Origin of the sequence: Geobacillus sp. LYN3 (genome assembly GCF_003064505.1) — a bacterium.
Classification (GTDB): Bacteria; Bacillota; Bacilli; order Bacillales; family Anoxybacillaceae; genus Parageobacillus_B; species Parageobacillus_B toebii.
Map to the genome: position 1 here is coordinate 638118 of NZ_QCWL01000001.1, position 23629 is coordinate 661746.

General features: G+C 39.3%; 26 protein-coding genes and 1 pseudogene. 21 read left to right on the plus strand and 6 right to left on the minus strand.

Translation table 11 applies throughout. The features are described from left to right. The first annotated feature begins 119 nt into the window (after positions 1-119). The 5 genes from DCC82_RS03310 to DCC82_RS03330 all read left to right on the plus strand — a co-directional run bounded on the left by DCC82_RS03310 (position 120) and on the right by DCC82_RS03330 (position 3811). Positions 120-962 carry a DUF1835 domain-containing protein gene (locus DCC82_RS03310; RefSeq protein ID WP_062679285.1) on the plus strand — a complete coding sequence of 281 codons (843 nt, stop codon included), beginning with the start codon at positions 120-122 and terminating at the stop codon, positions 960-962. Between the two features lie 30 nt (positions 963-992). Next, positions 993-1634, plus strand: coding sequence for a tetratricopeptide repeat protein (locus DCC82_RS03315; protein WP_097353931.1), 642 nt, complete (start codon positions 993-995; stop codon positions 1632-1634). Between the two features lie 302 nt (positions 1635-1936). After that, positions 1937-2269 carry a PadR family transcriptional regulator gene (locus DCC82_RS03320; RefSeq protein WP_097353930.1) on the plus strand — a complete coding sequence of 111 codons (333 nt, stop codon included), beginning with the start codon at positions 1937-1939 and terminating at the stop codon, positions 2267-2269. After that, the gene (locus DCC82_RS03325; protein WP_097353929.1) at positions 2266-2958 is read left to right on the plus strand and encodes a DUF1129 family protein; all 693 of its coding nucleotides are present in this window, start codon (positions 2266-2268) and stop codon (positions 2956-2958) included. Before DCC82_RS03320 ends, DCC82_RS03325 begins: the two co-directional genes overlap by 4 nt. 142 nt (positions 2959-3100) lie before the next feature. Then, entirely contained in the window at positions 3101-3811 is a 711-nt protein-coding gene (locus DCC82_RS03330) for a DsbA family oxidoreductase (RefSeq protein WP_097354906.1), read from the plus strand. Between the two features lie 60 nt (positions 3812-3871). Here DCC82_RS03330 and DCC82_RS03335 read toward each other — a convergent pair whose 3' ends face one another. Next, entirely contained in the window at positions 3872-4336 is a 465-nt protein-coding gene (locus DCC82_RS03335; protein WP_062679282.1) for a DinB family protein, read from the minus strand. Positions 4337-4553: 217 nt separating this feature from the next. On the opposite strand from DCC82_RS03335, the gene DCC82_RS03340 reads away from it, so the two are divergent. The 3 genes from DCC82_RS03340 (at position 4554) to DCC82_RS03350 (ending at position 6209) form a co-directional block, all read left to right on the plus strand. After that, positions 4554-4811 carry a DUF3949 domain-containing protein gene (locus DCC82_RS03340; protein ID WP_062679281.1) on the plus strand — a complete coding sequence of 86 codons (258 nt, stop codon included), beginning with the start codon at positions 4554-4556 and terminating at the stop codon, positions 4809-4811. A gap of 150 nt (positions 4812-4961) precedes the next feature. Further along, positions 4962-5648, plus strand: coding sequence for an N-acetylmuramoyl-L-alanine amidase family protein (locus DCC82_RS03345; RefSeq protein WP_097353928.1), 687 nt, complete (start codon positions 4962-4964; stop codon positions 5646-5648). Positions 5649-5783: 135 nt separating this feature from the next. Further along, positions 5784-6209 carry a protease inhibitor I9 family protein gene (locus tag DCC82_RS03350; protein ID WP_233252911.1) on the plus strand — a complete coding sequence of 142 codons (426 nt, stop codon included), beginning with the start codon at positions 5784-5786 and terminating at the stop codon, positions 6207-6209. On the opposite strand, the gene ltaS is transcribed toward DCC82_RS03350, so the two are convergent. Further along, a complete protein-coding gene (ltaS, locus tag DCC82_RS03355; protein WP_097353927.1) occupies positions 6157-8118 on the minus strand; it encodes a lipoteichoic acid synthase in 1962 nt (653 codons plus the stop codon). The genes DCC82_RS03350 and ltaS overlap by 53 nt on opposite strands. Before the next feature lie 788 nt (positions 8119-8906). On the opposite strand from ltaS, the gene DCC82_RS18510 reads away from it, so the two are divergent. From DCC82_RS18510 to DCC82_RS03370, 4 genes are all read left to right on the plus strand, one after another. Further along, the gene (locus DCC82_RS18510) at positions 8907-9038 is read left to right on the plus strand and encodes a hypothetical protein (RefSeq protein ID WP_255265232.1); all 132 of its coding nucleotides are present in this window, start codon (positions 8907-8909) and stop codon (positions 9036-9038) included. 110 nt (positions 9039-9148) lie between these two features. Then, a complete protein-coding gene (ytaF, locus tag DCC82_RS03360) occupies positions 9149-9817 on the plus strand; it encodes a sporulation membrane protein YtaF (RefSeq protein WP_097353926.1) in 669 nt (222 codons plus the stop codon). A 103-nt stretch (positions 9818-9920) separates the two neighbouring features. Beyond that, positions 9921-10877 (plus strand): sporulation protein, encoded by a 957-nt coding sequence (locus tag DCC82_RS03365; protein ID WP_097353925.1) that lies wholly within the window; start codon positions 9921-9923, stop codon positions 10875-10877. 284 nt (positions 10878-11161) lie between these two features. Further along, complete coding sequence (locus DCC82_RS03370; protein WP_089096729.1) at positions 11162-11983, plus strand: undecaprenyl-diphosphate phosphatase; 822 nt, start codon at positions 11162-11164, stop codon at positions 11981-11983. Between the two features lie 47 nt (positions 11984-12030). Here DCC82_RS03370 and DCC82_RS03375 read toward each other — a convergent pair whose 3' ends face one another. The 4 genes from DCC82_RS03375 to DCC82_RS17585 form a co-directional block, all read right to left on the minus strand. Then, positions 12031-12630 (minus strand): response regulator transcription factor, encoded by a 600-nt coding sequence (locus DCC82_RS03375; protein ID WP_097354905.1) that lies wholly within the window; start codon positions 12628-12630, stop codon positions 12031-12033. Continuing rightward, positions 12602-14374, minus strand: coding sequence for a sensor histidine kinase (locus DCC82_RS03380; RefSeq protein WP_233252912.1), 1773 nt, complete (start codon positions 14372-14374; stop codon positions 12602-12604). The genes DCC82_RS03375 and DCC82_RS03380 overlap by 29 nt, the downstream gene beginning before the upstream one ends. A gap of 316 nt (positions 14375-14690) precedes the next feature. Next, entirely contained in the window at positions 14691-15641 is a 951-nt protein-coding gene (locus DCC82_RS03385) for a polyprenyl synthetase family protein (protein WP_108430235.1), read from the minus strand. A 6-nt stretch (positions 15642-15647) separates the two neighbouring features. Continuing rightward, positions 15648-15812, minus strand: a complete 165-nt coding sequence (locus DCC82_RS17585; protein WP_187252146.1) for a hypothetical protein — start codon at positions 15810-15812, stop codon at positions 15648-15650. 173 nt (positions 15813-15985) lie between these two features. Here DCC82_RS17585 and DCC82_RS03390 point away from each other — a divergent pair, with 173 nt between their 5' ends. The 9 genes and pseudogenes from DCC82_RS03390 to DCC82_RS03435 form a co-directional block, all read left to right on the plus strand. Continuing rightward, positions 15986-16924: a hypothetical protein gene (locus DCC82_RS03390; RefSeq protein WP_013401801.1), complete on the plus strand. Its 939-nt coding sequence runs from the start codon at positions 15986-15988 to the stop codon at positions 16922-16924. 44 nt (positions 16925-16968) lie between these two features. Continuing rightward, positions 16969-17574, plus strand: coding sequence for an ABC transporter ATP-binding protein (locus DCC82_RS03395; protein WP_233252913.1), 606 nt, complete (start codon positions 16969-16971; stop codon positions 17572-17574). A gap of 78 nt (positions 17575-17652) precedes the next feature. After that, positions 17653-18801: a hypothetical protein gene (locus DCC82_RS03400; protein WP_233252914.1), complete on the plus strand. Its 1149-nt coding sequence runs from the start codon at positions 17653-17655 to the stop codon at positions 18799-18801. A 180-nt stretch (positions 18802-18981) separates the two neighbouring features. Then, positions 18982-19314 (plus strand): hypothetical protein, encoded by a 333-nt coding sequence (locus DCC82_RS17930; RefSeq protein WP_062679273.1) that lies wholly within the window; start codon positions 18982-18984, stop codon positions 19312-19314. A 554-nt stretch (positions 19315-19868) separates the two neighbouring features. Continuing rightward, positions 19869-21488: a M1 aminopeptidase family protein gene (locus tag DCC82_RS03415; protein WP_146177909.1), complete on the plus strand. Its 1620-nt coding sequence runs from the start codon at positions 19869-19871 to the stop codon at positions 21486-21488. Then, positions 21489-22352, plus strand: a complete 864-nt coding sequence (locus tag DCC82_RS03420) for an ATP-binding cassette domain-containing protein (RefSeq protein WP_090952448.1) — start codon at positions 21489-21491, stop codon at positions 22350-22352. Continuing rightward, positions 22349-22993, plus strand: coding sequence for a hypothetical protein (locus DCC82_RS03425; RefSeq protein ID WP_108430239.1), 645 nt, complete (start codon positions 22349-22351; stop codon positions 22991-22993). Before DCC82_RS03420 ends, DCC82_RS03425 begins: the two co-directional genes overlap by 4 nt. A gap of 58 nt (positions 22994-23051) precedes the next feature. Next, positions 23052-23246, plus strand: coding sequence for a VanZ family protein (locus DCC82_RS03430; protein ID WP_260440996.1), 195 nt, complete (start codon positions 23052-23054; stop codon positions 23244-23246). Positions 23247-23282: 36 nt separating this feature from the next. Continuing rightward, positions 23283-23540, plus strand: a pseudogene (locus tag DCC82_RS03435) (ATP-binding cassette domain-containing protein); the annotation flags it as partial. Positions 23541-23629: the final 89 nt, after the last annotated feature.

The following is a 23629-nucleotide window of genomic DNA, read 5'->3' on the forward strand; positions in this document are numbered from 1 at the left end:
ATTCGCATTTTTTGTACCCTCTATGCACACCTACCTTAAATGATCAAGTACAACTTGTGGTGAAGAGCCAAAGATTTATATTCCAACATTTGTTATTCTATAAGTAAAGGAGGATGTTTATGAGCATACATATCGTATTTAGCGATTCAGCTGCAGGCGGGATCAAAGCGGCGCTGCGGGAGATGGGAATAGATCAACAAGAGAGTGTGCTCCATTTTTCCGATATTTTCTCGATCGGTCCGATATGGCAATTGCACAAGGAAGAAGGGAGAAAACGGCGTGCAGACTGGCTGCGGCAACATCTTTCGGACAGCCGATTTTATGAGAAAGAGTACAAAGCGCGCTTTCAGCATACGATTGCTTGCATCAATATGCTTCCTGAGCAGGCGGAGATTACGATTTGGAGCGGGGAAAATGCGCATGAACAAATCGGGCTTCGATATGTTCTGTATTTATTGCGCGAAAAAACAAATCACATAACCGTCATAAATAGTTCGAGGGCGCATAGCGATCTGTTTACGAAACAAGGAGTTCATTATTCTATTTGGCATACGGGAGAAATTCCGCCTGAAAAACTCCGGGCTATGATGGAAACAAGAGCCCATCATCATGTTTTGTCGCTAGAAGAGAAAGAGCAGCTTATCCAGGAGTGGGGGGAATTAGCAGCCAGCACTGCGGTTTTGCGGCTATGGACGGAAAATGAGGTAACAAACGTTCCGGAAGATTATTACGATCAAGAAATCATCGCTACAGCTAAACAGCTACAACGAGATTTCGGCGAGCAAAAGTGGATCAAAGCGGCTAGATTGGTGGGGGAGGTATATGGTAATCTCCATGAGTTTATCGGTGATTTATTCATCGAATATCGTCTTAAAGCGCTCATCGGAAAAGGGATGTTTATGGTAGAAGGATCACTGGAGTCCATGCGGTATTATAGTGTACGCTATTGTACTTCTCTTTGAATGTTGAAAACATAGCAAAGGAGTTTGGAAATGAGGACACTTATTATTTGGTGCATAGTAGGAGCCGCAATAGGATGGACGCTCGGGATGGCGGGAGTGCAGATCCCGGATTGGGCCGCCGTCGGAATCGTCATTGCGCTGGTCGTTGTCATTGTCGGTTATCATGCGTATGTTCTTTTTTGGACAAAGAATATCCAGCTCGTCGAAGCATATCTCAAGAAGCGAAAGAAGCAGCCTTATTACGCTTTGATGCTGGCGCTGGCAAACGGGGATCTTGAGAAGGCGGAGCGATATGCCGAACAACTGACGGGAAAGTATGAAGAAGCGCGAAAATCGGCGCTGGCGAATATTCAAATAGAGAAAAATCAGCTGGATGAAGCCGCTGACATAGCGAATGAAATCAAGAACGATACCGTCCGTTATTATAACCAGGCGCTCGTCGCCCTCATGCAAGGGAAAGAGGAGCAGTTTGCACAAGCAAAGAACAACGTGGCAAATCCAGCGCTCTGTTATGTGTTGGAGGCAGAAAAGGCTTTTCGCCAAGGAGACAAAAAAGAGGCGGAACAGCTTGGCCATCTCGCTATTTCTTCCGCAAGAGGCCTGCAAAAATATGTGCTTGTCCGATCATTAGAACGTCAGCAAAAAAATCCAAACAGACATTCATTTTTTTAAATAAGCCCTTTTAAAAATTAAAACTAGAATGATTAGAGGATACTATGTTCAATTGGAAGAATGAATGAACTTCCACCATCTGTGATGCCATGCAACGTGGCATAGGTGGCTAACGGGGGGTTTCGTTGAACAAGGTCTATTTTTGTCTGTGGTCTAAAATCAACACTGAAATGTAAGGAATATTTTGGTTGAAATTCATATGGAAGTGGATATATAATAAACATGTAGGTATCTTGCATTGCAAGATACATTTTCTTTTGCTGACTATCTTGCATTACAAGGTATATAAGGAGCTGGAAAACATGTCGCTAAGAAGCCAGTTGTTAAAAGGGGTGCTGGAAGGATGCATTTTGGCCATTATTAAACAAGAATCCGTGTACGGCTATGAATTGTCAGTAAAGCTGCAGCAATTTGGCCTCAATGACGTAAGCGAAGGTTCCATTTATCCGCTGTTGCTTCGCCTGCAAAAAGCGGGGTTGATTGCGGGAGAAATGCGCGACTCCCCTTCAGGCCCGAAGAGGAAATATTATCATCTGACAGAAAAAGGGGAGAAAGCGCTGCAAGACTTCATCACCGAGTGGGAGAGTATTCGGACGCCGGTAGAGGCGATTTTACGAGGGGGAGAGGTAACATGAATGCGAAAGATTTGATTGCGCTTAATAATGAAAAGCGTAAACAATTAAATGAACATAATCGAAACTACTATGAGGATATGCTCGTTTATATCCGTTCCCATTTGTTGCTATCGGAACAGCAAAGCGAAGAATTGTTGATGGAATTGCTAGATCATTTATTGGAGGCACAGAAGCATGGCAAAAGTGCGGAAGATGTATTCGGCAAAGATCCGAAAGCGTATTGTGATGAGTTGATTCGTCAGCTGCCAAAGGAAAAAAAGAGAAATATATATGCTTTTATTGGCTATTTAGCGATCCGCTTATTCGCTCTCATTGCCTTGGCGACAGGTGCGGTGGAACTAGCAGCAGAGCTGTTTACAGATGTGGATGATACCGTGTATCTCGGAAAAGTGTTTGTTCTTTTTGTTATTGACTTTGCTGTTATTTTGTTAGTGGTTGCTCTTGTCATGCACTCGGTTAGAAAATTCGTTTTCCGTGATGTTTCGAGCACCTTTAGCAGCAAGGTAAAAGAGTTTTTGGTTGTCTTGATTGCTTTTTGCCTTGTCATCGGTATATTTGTCCTAGCGGAAAGGATTGTCCCTGAATTTGGTTACCGCATCGAAGCGGGAGGAATGGTTCGGATCCTTTTCGGCTTGTTTGTATTAGCTATGACATGGTTGCTTAATAAGAAGTTTCGCATTACAAAATAGTTGTGAGCGGCATTTCCTTTATGCATGCCAAGTTCATTTATTTGAATACCGGCATGGCGATTCGCTACAATAAAGTGGAAACATGAAATTTTGCTTTCTTGTTGTTTATGCAACGGAGAGCCTAAACCGAGGTGCATATACGATGAAAATAGAAGTTTGGTCCGATTTTGTCTGCCCATTTTGCTATATTGGGAAACGCCGGTTGGAAAAAGCGCTTGAGCAGTTTCCGCATAAAGACCAAGTCGAAGTCATATTCCGCAGTTTTGAGCTGGACCCCAACGCAAAAAAACATTATGATATGACGATTCACGAAATCATTGCGCAAAAATATGGTATTTCAGTTGAAGAGGCGAAAAGGGTCAATGCCGATATTGGCAGACAGGCAGAGTCCGTTGGGCTGACGTTCCGCTTTGACACGATGAAACCGACGAATACGTTTGACGCCCACCGTCTTGCCAAATATGCCGAAGAACAAGGAAAACTGCGGGAAATGGTAGAGCGGCTGTTTCAAGCGTATTTTACCGATTCGAAACTAATTAGCGACTATGACGTGCTTATCGAGTTGGCAGGCGAAGCAGGGCTGGATCGCGATAAAGTAAAACAAGTTCTTGAAAGCGACCGCTATACTGATGAGGTGAGAAAAGACGAAGCGGAAGCGGCTCGTTTCGGCGTCCGCGGTGTGCCATTCTTTGTGCTGAACCGCAAATACGCGATTTCCGGCGCACAGCCGACCGAAGTGTTTATGCAGGCGCTTGAAAAAGTATGGGAAGAGGAAAACGCAAACTCTCCATTGCAGCCGCTGGCAGCGGATGGAGGAGGCCAATGCATGGACGGCAACTGCAAAATCGAATAGGTAAGCGTATGAAAAAACAACCAGACGGTCTTTGGAGAGAGACGCCTGGTTGTTTTTTCATTATCCTCGTTTGACAAACAATGGCAAGTCGGTATGCCCCATTTCGCGGACGTATACGAAAAGCTGGCCCTTATGATGGATTTCGTGGTCCATCGCCATTTGCAAAAATTGCGCTGTTGGGATTTTTGCGCCAAATACGTTTGTGAGATCTAAAACGCGCTCGAAATCTTCATCGGTAAGGGATTCGAGCAATTGCTTCGTTTTTTCTGTATATGTTTCAGCAAGCTTTTGCAAATTGGTCTCCGCTTCCTCGATTTTTTGTGTAAATAACGCTGGATCCCCTTGTTTTGCGGTGTTGGCGAATTTATAAAAGCTAAAAAGAATATGAGTGGCTAAATCTTTTGCCGACATCGACGTTGGTGTCGGTTTGTAGTCATAATGCTTTTCCTCGATTTTATTAATTAACTCCACCGTGACATTGCGATGGGATAAAAAGTGTTGCACGAATTGCTGTGCTCGGCTCATGAACATGCCTCCCCTTTTCTTCATTCTTGATTTTGATTATATCATAAGGGAATTGGAAGTTGTTAATAAGGAAGCTTTACGATAATGTTGTACCTTGTCCCAGGATGCTTTCCACTTTGATGGCACTGCCATGCATTTATAGAATCATGGTTCACCATTACAATAAATGAAACTTTTGGAAATATGGTTCGTAAATATAACAAAGGGGGGAATGAGGATGACATCGGCGTGGTTGTTTTTTGGCATCGTTGTATTGTTGTATTTTATTGTGATGGTTCCAATTCAATATTTGTATATATCGGGAATAAAAGAACGGGCAAGAAAATCGAAGCTTTCGCAAGAACAAATGTATGAAAACATGTCGTTTGAAGAAGAACAATTACACTTCCATATGCAAGGAAACATATTGAATTGGCCTGCTGCATTGGCCGCAAACGCATTGTATCGCATTCGCCATCATAAAGGAAAATTATAGCGATCAAGGGACAAACGCTTTCCTCATCCATTTCAATGTTAGTTCCGTTGTGCCTTATTTTTCTATCATAGACGATGATGCGTTGCGATTTTCATCGTTGTGCATATTCTAATAGTGAGGTTCTGTCATGGAATTGATAGGGGGGAACATATGCTGAAAATTTTTATTGATCCGGGACATGGCGGAAAAGATACAGGCGCACTTGGAAACGGACTGCAAGAGAAAGATATTACGTTGTCCATTGCATTGGAGATGCGGCGTATATTGCAAAATGAATATAAAAACGTATCGGTGCAATTAAGCCGAACAAGCGATACGGCCGTGCCGTTAAGCGAGCGGGCGGCTAAAGCGAACCGCTGGGGCGCCGATGTTTACGTATCGATTCATGTGAATGCTGGCGGAGGAACGGGGTATGAGGATTACATTTATGAAGGACTTTCGGATCACTCAACAACAGCGCGGATTCGCGATATCATTCACGAAGAAGTGATACGGGCGACAGGATTCCATGATCGCGGGAAGAAGAAAGCAGACTTTTACGTGCTAAGAGAAACGGTCATGCCAGCGGTGCTTACGGAAAACGGATTTGTCGATCGAAAGGAAGATGCGGAAAAGTTGAAAGACCCTGCGTTTCTTCAAAAGATCGCAAGGGGGCATGTGAATGGGTTAGAGAAAGCTTTTCATTTAATGAAAAAGTCGGATTCGAACGATTTGATTCGTGTCATTGTTGATGGAAAGCAAATCGGTGCCTATGAGAAAAAAGAAAATGTATTGAAACAAGTTGAGTACTATTTAGGAAAGGCTAATAAAATCGAGTTGGAACGAGTGAAAAGATAAATTCGTATAGCAAGCCTATCGCACTTTATGAAGTGTGATAGGCTTTTTTGATTGGTTTGTCGCAAGATACAAGCCGTTGCGAAGCTCCTCCTTTTTCATAGAGTATATCAAGGTTTCACTAGAGGGGGAGATCGAATGTTTGGATATTCTATCGTTCAACTCGCGCGCAATTATACACATAAATTAGACCGTCCTTTGCGCCATTTTATGGTAAGTATGTATAAGCCTTTTATGTATACTCCTTGTATGATTCATAAGCAGCTAGAAAGATGGATGAAAAAGGCAAAAAAAATTCCGGTTATCATTCATTTTCATGAAAAGAATAGTATTTTTGCTCTCCAGGAAATTGAAAAACAACACTTCCGCATGAAAATCCACCATCAATTCCGCTATATCTCTTCGTGCAGTGCCGAAGTGACTCCGCAAGCGTTAGAACAAATTTTACAGCGGTCTGATGTGAAAAAAGTATACTTAAACCGAAAAGTAATAAAAAAGAAAAGGGAAGCTGTTATTTACTTCCCTTTTCTTTATCTTCACGATTATTATAATCGTATTTTGTAGGATCGACCGGTTTGAATCCTTTTGGTGTGTAGAACCGCAGTAAATCTCCGTATACGACTTTGTCCGAAAGATCGAGTTTTGTACGGGCGATTTGCTCAAGCTGTTTAATTTCCGGTGTTTCTTTAATTGGTTCGCCCGTTTTCGAATCATAATATTTTCCATTTACTGCTGTCACTGTCGGAGTGACAAAGTTACCATTACGGAATGGTACGATTTCCTGATGTTCCGGTGACAACAAGTCTGTACCGAAATGAACATAGTTTTTCGTATCGATTCCTAATAGGTGAAGAACCGTTGGCAATAAATCAATTTGTCCGCCGTATTGGTGCATAATTCCGCCTTTGACACCCGGAACACGGATAAATAAAGGCACTCGCTGCAATTGTGCATGTTCAAATGGTGTAATTTCTTTTCCTAACACTTGTGACATTGCTTTGTTATGATTTTCGGAAATTCCATAATGGTCACCATATAAAATGATGACGGAACGGTCGTACAAACCAGATTTTTTGAGATAATCAAAGAACTCTTTTAATGCCTCATCCAAATAGCGAGCCGTTTGGAAATAACGGTCTACCGAGCCATCTCCCGTTTCAGCTGGTTCAATTGTTGCCTCTTCTTCGCTGATTGGATAAGGGAAGTGGTTCGATAACGTGATAAATTTTACATAGAACGGCTCTTTCAATGATTCTAACAACGGAATCGACTCTCTAAAGAACGGTTTATCCTTTAACCCGTAGTTAAGCACATTTTCATCGCTCATGTCATAGTAGCTTGCGTCAAAGAAATGGTCGAAACCAAACGATTTATAAATTTCATCGCGGTTCCAGAACGTTTTATAGTTGCCGTGGAATACCGCTGTCGTATACCCTTGCTGGGAAAGAATAGCCGGAGCTGCGTGGTACGTGTTTTGTCCTTTTGTCGTAAACACGGCTCCTTGCGGCAATCCAAACAACGAGTTTTCTAGCATAAACTCAGCATCGGATGTTTTCCCTTGACCTGTTTGATGGAAAAAGTTATCAAAGTAAAACGTATTCGGATCACGAACGAGCGAGTTCAAAAATGGCGTTACTTCTTCACCATGTAATTTATAGTTAATCAAAAAGCTTTGGAATGATTCCAAATGAATGTAAATCACATTCATTCCTTTTGCTACACCGAAATACTTTGGATTTGGTTTTGCATATGTTGCTTGTACATGGTTCAGAACGGTTGTGATATCGCTTTTGTTCGCAAAAGCACGCTGTGTCGACGATTTCATGCTTTGTACAGCATCATAAATCAAATAGTTGTAAACACCTAAATATTTCACGATATAGTTGCGATCAAACGTTCTTGTTAACAATTGTGGACGGTCTGCTTCCGCTAGTGCAAGGTTTACACTGAAAATGAGAGCAGAAATGGCGAACACAATGCTTTTTTTATAACGTCCGACCGGAACTGCTGGCAACGAAAAACGCTTCGAAACGACAATAGCAATTAAAATAATCGTATCTAAAAAGTAGAAAATATCGTACCACTTTATTAGTTCCCAAATGCTTGCGCCAAGATCGCCAAAGTTTTTCGTTTGTGTGAGCGTCGGCAGCGTAATAAAATCGCTAAAGAAACGATAATAAACAATATTGGCGTATAAAATAAACGATAAAATGAAATTAATGATAATGAGCCAAGTATATGTTCGTTTCCCTTTCGCGAGTAACGCTAATCCAAAAAAGAAAATTGCCGAACTAACTGGGTTGATAAATAATAGAAATTCCTGCAAGGAATTGCTAATGCCTAAATTAAATTCAGCTTGATAAGCTGCATATGTTTTCATCCAAAATAAAAATACGGTAAAAATAAAAAAACCAATATATTGATTAGGGAGAGAACGGTATTTTTCTAATAGCTTTCCACCAATCCTCTTCACGTCCTCTTCGCCTCCTTATTCGTTATTCCAACGTCTGGCGCAAATAACTACGAATATATGAATATATGACCAACAGCTGCACAAAGTTCCGTGCAGCATGCAAAAAAAACGTTATGTCACCATTTTACATTGAAAAGTCTCTACGTCAAGTAGCATAATATCTATTTTATATAAAGTCAATTGGAATGTTTTTATCATATTTCCACTTCTTTTTTTGTTTTCTTGCGGTGAACCTCTCCCTCCCCCATCGGTTTAAAATGGCCAAGCATTTCTTTCCATTTTATATAGACGAAAATGGAAGACAAATAGTTTCATGATTTATGTAAAATTTATAAAATAAAGGAATGGTCATGCCCTCTAATCATTTTATTAATGGAATTGCTTATTATGATTAAAAATAAAGCAATGAAAAATTGAGCGTACTTGTATGTTTTTCTATGTTTGATGTACAACTATGCGGACTTTATCAGGACGCAGCACCGCGAACAGCTGGATTGAATACATTGAATGCTGGTGATTTAACATTACAATATTTGCGAGGAAGAGTTGGACCGATCGCCTTAGGCTGGCCACATTGCATCGCAAACATGATTTGTTTTGTTATCTAAAAAAATGATGATTGGTTAAGCGAGAAGCGAAAAATAAGCAAAAGAGTGAGAAAGAAAAAACAGCAAGCCATAAAATAAGCAAAATTCCTTTATTGCCAATGATCGATTTTTGCCAAGGAGCTTATCGGCTCGCGGCGATCGTCTTGTATTTTCTAATGGGATTCACCGGTTACGATCTTAATGCCGCAATTCATCGTAAAAAAATGGTGGCATACGCTTCTGCACAACCAAACAGCGATTATTTTGCGCTTTTTCTTTATTATGAAAAAAGATATTGTCATTGCGACGTTGCCGTATCATTTAAAAGAGTAATGTGTCGATAAAAGCGGAAATATTTCCTTGGAAATCGATATGTGTCGAATGAAACAAAATGGTTTCCTCTGCGTTGTTGTTTGCATATAGTAACGCAGGAGGAACGAATTATGTGGAAATATATATCGATGTTCATGTTAGCTTTTGCCGTGAGTATGGATAGTTTCAGTGTCGGTGTGACATATGGAATGAGAAATATTAAATTTCCGCTTCGATCCGTTATGATTATTGCGTGTATGTCCAGCGTGATGTTACTACTGTCTATGCATGTTGGCAGCTTTCTTCTATTGTTTTTACCGGTGCAAGCGGAACGATGGATCGCCTCATGTCTGCTAATTGCGCTCGGCATTTGGGCGATTTATAATGTTATTAAAAAAGATGAGGATGAATGTGATTATTCCGAACCATTGCCAAAACAACTTAGAATCAAAGTATGGCGATTCGATTTAAAACGGTTTGGTATCGTTATTCAAGTGCTGAAACGCCCAATGTTAGCGGATTTAGATCGTTCGGGAAGCATTAGCATAAAAGAGGCGCTGCTTATTGGTTTCGCGCTATCGATGGATGCGTTTGGGGCGGGATTAAGCGCCTCATTTTTAGGCTATTCACCGTTTATGCTTGCTTTGCTTGTATGTACATGGAATATCATTTTCATTCGCTTAGGATTCAGGGTCGGAAGTATGTTTGCCAAGACAAAGGTAATGAAAAAAGCAACTGTCATCCCTGGGATGGTTTTAATCTTTCTTGGGATTGTCAAAATATTTTTTAGAATATCCTAAAGGTACTATTTGCCTTTAGGATTTATTATGTTGAATCCTTTTTGCTGGTTGGTTCGTAACCATTGTTGAAATAAACATTATTCCATAAGGAGAGATCGGTGCCATGTTGAAAAAGCTTTTGTCCAAGCTTGGAGTAGGAGCTGCGAAAGTCGATCTTGTGCTGCATCATCCTCACGTGCGCCTTGGGGAGAAGTTGGAAGGGGAGTTTTTTATTGAAGGAGGAACAGTAGAACAACGCATTCGCAAATTAGAGGTGGAACTACAGCTTATCGTTCAGACGAATGGAAAAGCATATCGCCGAACGGTTGCTGTCATTCCGGTTTCCCCTTCATTTACGATTCGGCCTGGAGAAAGAAAAGTATTGCCGTTTTCGTATGTGCTTCCACTGCATTTGCCAATTACTCGTCCTAGCGTGGGTTATACGTTTGTAACACGTTTAGATATTGCAGACGGAGTCGATGCTTTTGACCAAGATGCGATCCGTATTCTTCCTCCACTATCGCTCGAGAAACTATTTCATGCGTTTGAAAAGCTCGGCTTCCGCGAAAAGCCTTCATCTGGGAAAATAACTGCATATGGTCAGGAATTTGCGTTTTTCCCAACGGAAGTGTTTAAAGGCACTGTTCAAGAAGTAGAATTTTCAGCATTCATCGAAGAAAACGGTATTCGATTGTTCCTTGAAGTGGATGTATGGAGCGGATTTGGCGGCTTCCATGAAAGAGAAATAAAACGAGAAATCTTCTTGAGCGATGAAGAAATAGAGGATGTGGAAGAAACCGCGAAAAAATTGCACACAGCTATCGAAGAAATGATCGAGCAGCCACGTTCTTATGCTGGCACATCGTACGTTCCACATGCTTCCTATCCTCCGCGGCACGTATCTCATCACCACGGACATGGAATGGCGGGAGCGATTGGAGGATTTGCGGCAGGAATGCTTGCAGGTATGGCAGCGGAGGAGTTGCTGGAGGATGTCATTGAGGAAGCGCTCGATGACCATGACCTAGGAGACATGTTGGATGTCGGCGATTGGTTCGACGGTGGAGACGATATTATATAATCATCACAGAGGGTGTTTCCAAAAGCGAAAGGGGACACCCTTTTTTCTGCGTCAATCATCGTGAGCTTAAACGGTGAATGGCTTATGGCAGATAGATACCTCTTTTGGCGGTGGTAGAAATTGAAGATTTATAGTAAAATAAGGCGTGCTGACTTTTTGGTGTGTATCGATTGGTAAAAGCAAAAAAGTGATGTAAAAAGAAGAGAATCGTGATATTTTGGCATAGCGGAGAAATATGTTATATAAGGACAGCCATAATTTCGAAAAGAAAGGAATGCTAGAGGATGGACATTGTAGAGATTATAAAGGCCATTATTTTAGGAATGGTCGAAGGATTAACGGAATTTGCCCCTGTTTCCTCAACGGGTCATATGATTATTGTCGATGATATGTGGCTGAAATCGCAGAAATTTTTAGGAAAATATGCAGCAAATACCTTTAAGGTCGTTATTCAGCTCGGCTCGATTTTGGCGGTCGTTGTCGTGTTTAAAGACCGATTTATCGACTTGCTTGGGCTGCGCGGACGCCATCGTGATGGGAAGCCGCGCTTGAAGCTGATGCAAGTGATCGTTGGACTCATTCCAGCAGGGGTATTAGGGGTATTATTTGAAGATTATATTGACGAGCACTTATTTTCCACAGCAACCGTGCTGATCGGATTAGTGCTCGGGGCGCTGTTGATGATTGCCGCCGATGTATTTGCCAAAAAGGCGCCAAAAGCGCAAACGGTGGACCAAATTACATATAAGCAGGCGCTTATCGTCGGTCTTGTTCAATGTTTGTCCTTATGGCCAGGATTTTCCCGATCCGGCTCGACGATTTCCGGCGGGGTATTGGTGGGAATGAGCCACCGGGCGGCAGCCGATTTTACGTTCATTATGGCCGTTCCGATTATGATGGGAGCGAGCGTGCTCTCTTTGCTGAAAAACTGGCAGTATTTTACGATCGACGCTCTGCCGTTTTTCACCGCCGGCTTTATTAGCGCGTTTTTGTTCGCACTCATTTCGATTCGCTTTTTCTTAAAGCTTATTAACCAAATCCGCCTCGTGCCGTTTGCGGTGTACCGTATTGTTTTGGCGCTTGTTATTTACATCGTGTATTTCTAGAAATTATTTAACTGACGCCCGATGGACAACATTCCATCGGGCTGTTTTTATTCCAATATTCCTAGTTTCATCGCTTTGACAACCGCTCCCACCCGTGAGTCGACATCCAATTTTCGCAAAATCGAAGATACGTGGTGTTCGACCGTTCTTCTGCTTATGTTTAACAGCTCGCTGATTTCTGCGTTTGTCTTATCCTCGGAAATGAGTTGGAGAATGTTTAATTCTATTTTTGTGAGAGGAGAATTATAATTGGATAATCGGTCAATCGGAAAAGATTTGATTCCTAAATGGCTTTGCCTAATCGCATTGGCCAATTCAAAGGCGGAATTTTCTTTTGTCACAAACGCATAAGCCCCAGCTTCGTAAGCAGCGTGAATGTATTCGTCATAGTCATACCCTGATAAAATAACGACTTTACATGTTGGATATGTTTCAGCGATTTTCTTCGTCCATTCAATTCCGTTATCGTTTTTCATTCTTATATCCATGACAATGACGTCAGGGTTGTGCTTGATGATTTCCTCCTCTAAACGGGCGGGATGACAAATCGTATTTACAACCTCTAAATCAGCTTCATTTTCTAACAATTGTTGAATCCCGAGCATCACTAATAAATGGTCATCCACTAGTAATACTTTGATTTTCATTTGTTCCATCCCCATCTATTGGCAGAGTTATCGAAACGCAAGTTCCAGCTCTCGGTTCAGACTGTATGTCAAGTGTGCCTTTTAACTGATTGACTCGTTTTTGAATCGTAATCAATCCTAAATGATTGTTTTGCGATAACTCTGATAAACGATTCGGCACCTTAAATCCAATACCATGATCTTTTACTTTTATGTTTAGGAAATTGTTCGTTTCTACAACAGAAACGAAAACCTTCTTTGACGAAGAATGCTTGATAGAGTTGCAAACCAATTCTTTGATCATTCGAAACACTTGAATAGAGAGGGAAGCGGGAATGACTCTCAGATTCGTATTATAATCAATCTCAATGATCACATTATGGTTCGTTTGGCATTTTCTTTTTAATGAATAGAGACTTTTCTCCAATCCCAAATCTTCTACTATAACCGGATATAACTCATGGCACATTTCCCTTATTTCAAAAATACTGTTGCGGAGTGACTCTTTAATGTCTTCGAAAACTCCGTTATCCATTTTTTTATTTTTGCTTAGCAATTCAAGTTTATTAAAAAGCAGGATTAAATTTTGCAACACCTCATCATGGAGGAAAACAGATAGTTTCTTTTTTTCCTCTTCCTGTTCATTAATCAGCAGCAAATGAAATTGTTTATAATCTTGAGATTCTTTCATTGTTTCCTTTAACTGTTTTTCGATTTGCTGTAACGATTTCGAGCTGGAAAATAATTCTGTCGCGTCGGTTCGAATTTTTTCGATGAGTTTGATTTCTTCTTTTTCAAAAACCGTCGCGTTCGTTTTTTCCCCGATGATGATCCATCCGATTGTTACATCCTCCATATTCATAGGATAGAAAAAAAAGTTCTTTCCATTGATATTCATTTTTTCAGGATGGCAGCTTGGATGAACGCAAGTCAGTAGTTCCGCATCGTTGAAATGGAGAAAAACCCCTGTTTTATGTAAAATCTTAGGGATGTTATCGTTTTTCCATATCAGGCATACTCCGCTAACATCGATCGTTTTATGTATTAAATCAGCAAGGAGCTTTGCGCAATATTCCAAATGCTTCCCGTTCAGCAATTGCTGAAGGATGAGCAATTTTTCTTTTTGTATTTCTTGATTCTTAAGATCCCATTTTTTCATTTTTAAAGGTTCCAACCCTTTGTGGATCAGGTCATAAACAACGAAGGTGCATACGAGCAGGGTGTTTATTAAGACAGCTGACTTTAAGTTGAATTTGTAAAACATAGCCAATAATAGGTTAAATGCAACTAAACTCAAAATCACTGCTAATAATTGAAAACTAATTTTTCGAAAGATTTCTCGAAAATCAACGACTTCTTGCTTTGTTAATAGATATGACAGTGTCATAGGAAAGACAATGATGCTGCTAAGACTATAATGAAAAGGAACGCCTGAAAAAGAAAAAAATGCACCTGGAATTAAGCTAAGAATGACAACAGGAGCAAACGACAGAATCAAGCCAGCGATTAAAAGATACATTTGATTTCTTATTCTATCGGAATTGGATTGAAGGTGTAAATAAAAGATGACAATACAAGATAGTAACGATAGAACCATGTTTGCAACAATGCATGGCCGAACGATCGTGCTGACGATGACATCGTGACGAATACCTATTAAAAAATAATTGAGCGTTACGAAAATAGCGATAAATAATGTGATTATACGCACCTGACGAAAAAATGCTGGTTTTGTAGATGAAGGAAAATGCTCAAAAAATTTCATAAGAATATACGGGGCAAAAGAAACGGCGATCACTTCCAATTCTTTTGCCGGTTTTATGTTCCAGCTAGAAGGAGTTGACAAAGCAATAGCAAGTCCGCTAATAAACATTAACGCTAAAAAATGTTGAACAACGATGGAGTTCGGTTTTTGCACATAGCTATAGATGCCAATAAACAAAAACGCCATTCCAATGAACATCGTGAAATAATGCTGGAACGAAAAGTGCTCATTGTACATTTTCAATAGATTATAACAAATAATAAGGACAAAAATGAGTGGCATGACAAAGGGAAAAACTTTTTTGTTCATATTATCCCTAGCTTTCTAGATAACTTTTTAAACGATTCACTTGAACTTGTTTTTCAGGAAAATGGGCAGCAAGCTGGTCCAATGCTTTATTCATATAAACTTTGGAGAGAATGAAACAGTAATCGATTGCTCCGGTTTTACGTATATAATTCTTAATCTCCTGCATTAATAGAGAGTTGTGATCATTTGCTTTCAATTGATGAAGTTTCTTTAGCAGCCACCCATTATCATTTTCGATGCTATATTCAACGGCTTTAATGAAAGGAAGAGTGGCCTTTTGGTTTATTAAATCACTCTTATCATCAGAAAGAATATCTTTTGCGTCATTTTTCAGTTGGCCAGCGATGCCGATGTCAGTTGCAATGGGTCCCCATATGTTTTGGTTATGGATATCGCTGAGTTCACAAACTAGTTTTACTAAGGACGAAGACTTTTGTTGGATGAGATGAAAATACTCTTCTTCTGTCGGAACATGTTCAGAAATGACAAAATGCAAGTCTCTCCATTGTCCATTACAAGCGTTTTGCAACTCATGGATGATAATAGCAAACTTTTCATACACATCTGTCTTAGAGTTGTGAAGAATGAGTCGAAACGCTTCCATCATAATCGCATTGGCAATGGTGACCGTTTCGCCTATAGATAACTGGCTTATTATCTCATTACTTTGATCATGGTCAGAAATCTCATCAAAAATGTCTGTTGCTAAAATAAGCAGTTCAATAGCAGCAGCGTGAGTGATAACAGATTGGCTGCACGTATCCTCATCAAAATGGAATGAGGATACGTACGCATAAAATTCTCCCCAAGAAAAATAGGTTTCATCATGGTTAAATATTTTTCCTTTGCGGTGCAGCATATGGAAAATATATTGTATGATCTCTTGTTCTAACATGCAATTAGTGGACAAGTGATTTTGCAAAAAAGTCTTTATTTCGCTTCTTCCAACAATATTCATTCAACCTTACACCCACGGATTTCCTTTCGCTTTCAATCCATCTTGCAGATACTCTACCAATGCTGAGAAGACTTCTGGACTTAAACTCTCCCTTGCTAACGCAAGTTCCGTTGTTCCGATGGAATCTTTCTCTAGTAGTGTTTGAAGAACATTCCATAAGTTTTGGTTCATAATACCTACCTCCAACCAATATTTTTATCAAAATTTTACACTATATTACAACTTTTGTCATCGTTTTCTAAAAAATAGGTATTTTCCGCAATCAAATTTGCGGAAAATACGGATGTTTTTTCAGATTTATTTTGATATAGTGGGGGTGAAGCATCTGCTCGTGAGGTGAATAAATGAAAAGAGTAGTTATGCTCATAATGGGCATAGTATTTTATTTTGTTTCTGGCTGTAGTATCGTAAATGAAAATAATAATTCAGAAAACAATAGTTCGTCTTTGTCGGGGCAGGGCGTAACCTTGCCCAAATGTCAATCGAAAGACAGCTGCATGATTCTATATAACAGGTTTACTCAAAAGTTATTGGCATACAATCTGGCAACGAAAACGATAGAGCAACAAACGAATAGACCAAATTACGTTGTATACGAGTTTAATACAAAAAGCAACTACTACACTGCAGGGGATAGTCACGCTAAAGACTTTTCAATTTTGCGTATTCATCAAAATCAAATAAAAGAAATCTATCGTCTAGAGGATCAGCAAGCCATTTTCCCTTTGGCTACGGATGGAAAAAGATTCTTTTTTATCATGCTATACTGCGACAAAAATGGTGCAGAAATAAAGCGCTCTATTGTTCGTTTGGATGCAGGAGAACATCAGTTGATCGATTATCCTAATGCAAAAGGGCTGATATCTTATGGGGTCATCATACATAATCAGCTTTATTACACTGCTTATGATAAACCTACAGACTCCTATTCATTGTACGTGCTAGACTTGTCTGATCGAAACAATATGCCGCAATTACTCGAAACTGGCCTAGAAGCCGGTGAGTTGTATTGTCTCAATGATCAGCTGTATCGATCGGATAAAGAAAAAATATATCATGGTAACAATGTTTTTACTAAAAAAATCCTGAATTATTTCGATCAAGACAGTCAAATGTTAATCCAAATTTACCCTAATCGTGATGCGACTTTGATACTGGACGTGATCGACACGCAAACGAAGAAACACATAGGGTCTGCGACGGATGTGATCGATTTTTCGATTGAGAAAAATGAGGTTATCGTTTACGGCCAAAGGGATATCAAACGAATTACGATTCAATGAGCATAAAATAGGGTGTACAGCGGAGCAAAGGAGTGCCTATGATCATGCTGAAGCTTACAAATGTGACGAAAAACTTTAACGGGAAAAAGGTCTTGAATCATGTCCATTTTGAATTCAAAGACGGAAATATATATGTTATTCGCGGTGAAAGCGGTTCAGGAAAAACAACATTATTGAACATCATAGCCGGATATATTCATGCAGATGAAGGTGAGGTAGAGAGGGCGGGGGATTTAAAAATCGAATACCTCTTTCAAGATGATATGTTGTTTTCCAATTTAACTGTTCAAGAGAACTTGTATATCAAATATGCTGTACTTCATCCTGATGCTGCCGGATTCGAAAAAACAGCGCATGATGTCTTAAGGAGTTTTCACATCATTGATTTAATAGATCGAAAGGTTTCCATGCTGTCAGGTGGAGAAAAACGGCGTGTTCAATTGGCCAATGTGTTTATGTCGAATCCAGATATTGTACTCATGGACGAACCGACGTCGAAGCTAGACGCTAAGAACAGGAAGAGCATTTTGGATGCAATTACTCATGCTTTTAGGAATAAACTGGTTATTATTGTGAGCCATGAGAATGATCAGATGCCGAGTAATAGCATTCATTTAAAATTAGTGAACGGGAGTTTGCAATATGAATAAAAAATAGCAAGGCAGATTTCCAAGCTCATTTTAAAGAAATCCAGCTCATATTTAAAAATATCGATTGGATTGTTTATCTTGTCGCTCGTTTTAATTTCAACAGCATCGGTTTTTTTCATTAATCAATATTTACAAGTGGATAAAGACTTTATTCGGAACGACAATACACATATGATCGAGATCACTAGCAAAAGAGAAGGGAACACGCAGATACAGTTTTTAACGTTTCAAGATGAAGACAAGGTCAAAGAGGCAATCTCAAAACATCTGCCAAATGTGAAATTTCAATTATACAAACTATATCAACTCAGTTTTGGGGTTCAAGATGAGAATGGCAATACATACTTTATATATGGTTTAGACGAAGGGGCTGCCCGTTTGCTTGGAAATTGCCATTTGGAAGTAAATACGACATGTGCAAGGAAAACAATCAAACAAAGATCAGTTCTGAAAATTCCAGTGATCGACGTTCAAGAGGGGGGATTCAGCAGCCAGCAGAATGTCGATTTTCCTGTGGCCAATCAAGGCGGCGTCTTTGAAAGGAATCCATTTACATTATATGAAGGCGATGAGGTAATCTCAGATACAGGCATTTTATATGTTGGTAGTCATACATTTGAAAAAATGATTGAAATCGCATTTCACGTGCGCTGGGATGAATTCGTGAAAAAATATGATCAGGACAATCCGTTCGGCATTCAAGTGCTCAAAAATATGTATATTTATGTCGATAAGATTACGGATGTCGAAGCGGCAGCCAGATTATTGAACGATCTTGGTTATAACACAAGATACACTTTTAAAGCGTTTGATAATTTCACTGGATCTATGAAAAATACGGCGATCCTTGCTTCTTTATTGGCTCTGGTTATTCTTTTGATCACTGCTACACATGTTATCCTCTCTTTCAACTCATATCTCAAAGTCCAACAAAGAGATATGGGGATTTTGAAACAGTATGGGTATAGTAATGAGAGCGTTCAAGAAATATATTCATATAATATCAACCATATCTTTTTTAAGGTTATTGCAGTTATCATTTCGTATACAATATTGGTAGGATTGCTGTTGGTTCCGCTTCACTCTATTGGTTATCTAATTTTTCTTGTCATTTTTTTGTTACTCATTCTGCTTCTTATCAATCGCGTCATCGTCCATATTATCCTTAAAAAATATACAAGCAAAGGAATCATCGAACTTTTGAAAATGAACAAAGAATTTGAATAAATTACCGAACTTATAATTTTTATGTTTGGTATGATCCGATTATTGGCAGTGACGATAAAGCGGGATATGGCACTGCTTCTTAACCAATCGAAGTATGCTTTTATTACTATGAATGATAATTTATGAGTTAACTACTCAGCTTATTGCTATAAATTTGCCTATTCATCTTTAGGTTTATCCTTGTTAATAGGTGCGAGTGCTCTAGCAGCATCTTCTATTGCCAGAATTGACTCTTCACATTTAGATGTTTCTGGCTCAAGTATTTCTGTCGGTGATGGAGTTCTGAATGAAGTTACGTACCAAAATAACAGTCATATTGACTTCTATGCTATGGTGTCGCGTGAAGTTACAGGATTCGATCCAGAAGTGTTTAATCGAAGAGTCTACGATTATGAAGAAGGCTCCGTATATAATTTAAAAGTAACTAACGGAAAGTATTATCCGCGCTCGAAATGGGCTGGCGAAAGTGGAGCGGTTTATGCGAATGGTTTAACATATATCGAAAATCAGTAGATGAAGGGAAAGCAATATGAGGGTAATGTCAACCTCGTATTGCTTTCCGCATCTGATCGCTAAAATGAGGTGTACCATATGAAGGTTTTCAATTCTATGAACGTCATGTGGATCCTTTTTCGGAGAAATCCGCTTTTTTGGATTTTGCTAGTTTGTTTTCTTACGTATGTGTACTACGGTTTTCATTTTTATTCTACCGGATATAACTTTTCTCCTGGGGAAGCATTAGTAAGAATGAGTTTTGCAGTACAAGGGGGAATGCTTGCTTTTTTATTTTTTGGGGTTTTATTGATTAGACTGGAAGAAAATAATCATTTACACGATATATTTTCATCGATCCCAAAAGGAAATTTTTCTAAGTTTATCGGGAAATTACTCTTTTTTTTCATTCTTGTGTTATTGATTTGTTTATTTGTTTATTTGTTTTTTCCATCTATGTATTTTTGTTTTTGTCAAAGGGTATATCTTTTCTTCCTTTCTATTATGATGTGTTTCTTTATATTGTCCTATACTGGGGAATTTCCTTCTTTTTATCTATGCTAATAGGAGCTTTGTTGGCATCTTGGTTTAAGGGAAAAATCATTTACCCTCTTATTCTTTTCGTTTGGGCGTTAATTGGGCCGGCAAATTCTTATTTTTTTGGTACAGCCGCATCCAAACCGGTATTCTCTGATTTTCTTGCATGGATCAATCTTGGAGAACCAAACCCTTATGCGTTATTTAACGATTTATATGGATTTGAACTTTCTCTTTACCATTGGATGAAACGATTATTTATGCTGCTATGTATCAGTTTTCTTTTTCTTTTCACCCATTTTTTAAGAAAACGAGGCAACATAGAAAAACGGTTTTATATGTATGTTGCGGTATGTATAGGGAGTATAGGAGCTTTGATTTATTACTTTACTTTAGACAGACAAATCTATATTAGTAATTCTCTACTGGCAGGAACAAGGGAGCGTGTCGATGAAACGTACTATCGGGCTTTGTCTCATGAGAATTCTGTACCGCATCAAGTGATTGCGATTACAAAGTATGACGTCCATATGAAGATAAAACGGCTAGTAGAGATCGATACCGCTATTACAATAGTGAACAATCAAAAACAGCCGTTAGACAATATATCCTTGTCTTTGTACCATGGATTTAAGGTGATAGACGTTTCGAGCAGCCATAAAAAATTGTCATTCCAGCAAAAAAACGATCTTTTAAACATTCAGCTGCCAAGCGAATTGCCACCTAAGCAAAGTTGTCAGCTTTCCATTTCTTATAAAGGATTGAGTTCGCCGTTGTTCTTCGCTAATTCACGAGCGGTATATTTGCCATATTACTTTCCGTGGCTGCCATCGAGCAATGTAGAACCTGCTTTTCAATATACGAAAATTGGTCTTATTAGAAATAATCATCAGTGGGGCAATGATGCCGAAATTACTTTAACCTATGACGGGCCTACTCCTTTATATACGAATATAAAAAAGGTTGGGAGTAAGAAATGGCATGGAAGATCTTCATTTGGGTTATCGGTAGTGGTTGGTAAGATAGCGGAGATGAATAGGAAGAACGATGGTACGCAATTTGTGCAACCGATGACTTGGGAGAAGAATATGTACCAATATCCTGAATTTAAAGAGCACACTAGTCATATTATGGAAACCATTTCACGCAACTTTCATATTCCATATGAAGGGTTTCCAAAGTTGGTTGTTTTTGTCCCTATTCTCTCCATTAATGATTTCGCTGTCGAGGAGTACATATGGTTTGCCTCTGACCATTTTATTTATGGGACGTCATTGCAGTATCAGGCAACGATTCTTCCGCAGGATGAGGCCAGTTATACGTATATGCTCGTTCCTGCTCTTACTTGGAAATACAAAGGGATTCCGATAAAAGATATGGAGTATCTCCATTTATTCGATTCCGTTTATGCTTACGTCTATAACCAACAATACGGTATTCCAGATGACGGCAGTTTTTTGCCTCGTATGGACGCGATAAAATCGGAAAAGGATCAAATTAAAAGCAGTATCGTCCAATGGATAAAGAAGGAAGAAAACGTGGAAATGAAAAATCGCTTTTGCCAAGAGTGGTTCCAGCTTATTGAAAGTGGAAGTCAGGATTGGAACGAATTAAAGAAGCTTGTAGAGCAATATATCGTCATCAAGGAGGATTTATAAGTGTCCGTACTAGAAATTCGAAATGTGAAAAAACGGTATAAAAACAAGGTTGTATTAAATAATATTTCATTGAATATCAAGGGAACTTACGGTTTGCTCGGTCCTAATGGGGCTGGAAAAACAACATTAATGAAGATCATAGCGACTTTGCTTCCTTTGGAAGAAGGGACAATTACTTTCGGTGATATTTCGTGGGAGAACGACCAAAGAGTGAAACCGTTAATTGGCTATTTGCCGCAGTATTTCTCCGCTTATAAAACGATGAAGGTTTATGAAGTGCTTCATCATTTTGCTATTTTAAAAGGAATTACTAACAAAGAACGCAGAATATCGGAGCTTGATGCAGTGCTGGAAAATGTGAATCTTTATGAACAGAGAAACGAAAAAATCAAGTATCTGTCAGGTGGAATGATCAGGAGAGTTGGGATTGCTCAAGCTTTATTAGGCAATCCGAAAATTGTTATTGTAGATGAACCTACTGCTGGATTGGACATTCAAGAAAGGGTAAGATTTCGCAATTTGCTTCGGAAAATCTCCGCCAACCGAACCATTATTATTTCTTCCCATATTGTCGAGGATTTAGAAACAACATGTGATTATGTTGCTATGATGAATAAGGGGACAATTCTGTTGGAAGGATCAAGACAAGAAGTGTTGCAAATAGTAGACGGACTCGTGTGGGAAAAAGACGTGAATTCGCGCGACTTAGAACAAATTCCGGAGTCGCAAATTATTTCGGTGAAAGAAGCCGGGGATCGCTATATTGTTAGAATGTTATCGCAGGAAAGTATAAAAGAGGCGAAACGTGTTCATCCGACATTGGAAGATGCTTACCTTTATATGATGAAGGGGGATAACCATTGAAAAAGATAAATTTTGTTTTTGAAATAAAATCAATGGGATGGTCATTTTTTCTCCCCCTTATTGTCTTTCTGTTGTTTATGTATCAATTGGCTGCATATCAAGGTTTTTCTTTATATATTTATAATACGCTTGAATTTCTTATCGCTCCTCTTGCGTGCTGGTGGATCATTCATTTATATGATGAATATTTTGAGGGAGGATTGCACGAACTTCTTCCCAGCTATCCATTATCGAGATGGTATCATGGGATATACCGTGTATTGCCGTTTATACTCATGTATTTATTGCTGTTGGTAGGAAGTTTATGGATGGTGCATTCTGTAGTGGAAAATCAAGATTATGCCCCTTTGCTTGTTTATGTTGGAACACTAAGCTTGCTATTTGCGACAGTCGGTTTTTTGTTAGTTGCGATTTTTCGGAATGTCATGGTGTCGATCGTTATGATTGCTACTTATGTAGTAACGGAGTATTTAACGAATGGAGAAGTAATGCCATGGTATCATGCGATGGCTTTTGTCTCAAGCCCTTTTTCCTTTCGTGACGTTATGCCAAAAGCGATAGTCAATGGGGTGCTCTCTGGTTTCTTTTTATTATTGGGCCAGACCGTGCTGTCGATGGTTTTGACTAAACGATATACATAATATACATAAACAAATATGGGCGTACTAAGCAAAAAGATTCTTAAGCCTGAAAGCTGTTATAGCTGCGGCATGCAGTTTGAGCCTTACATATGAGATGATTCAGCTATTGTTTGGATTAGGAAGCTTTGACGTTGATGATTTAATTTTAAATACGCTGGGCGGGATTTTAGGATACGTTCCGGCTAAATGGATTCACCGGATGATTTATTACAGAGAAAGACGATTGCGAATGTTCCAATCGATAAAGAAGTAATAAATGAAAATGTAAGCAGCAAAGTGGAGGTGCGATATGGAAAACAGCGATATTGTTTTATCTGTCAAAAATTTATGTAAAACATATGAAGGGACAGGGCACAAAGTTCAGGCGTTAAAGAATGTGTCGTTTCACTTATACAGAGGTGAACTGCTCGCCGTTATGGGAACAAGCGGATCTGGGAAAAGTACATTGCTGAACATACTTGGCGCTTTAGATGAACCCAATGAAGGAATGATTATGCTAAACGGCATGGTGAAGGAAAACATGTTTACTGAGCCATATGCCACACAACCCCATGATTTGTATGGGATCCTGAATCCGTGATGGTTGGAAATCAACTTTGATTTTGGTGTTAGTTCTATGGATATATGATCCATACA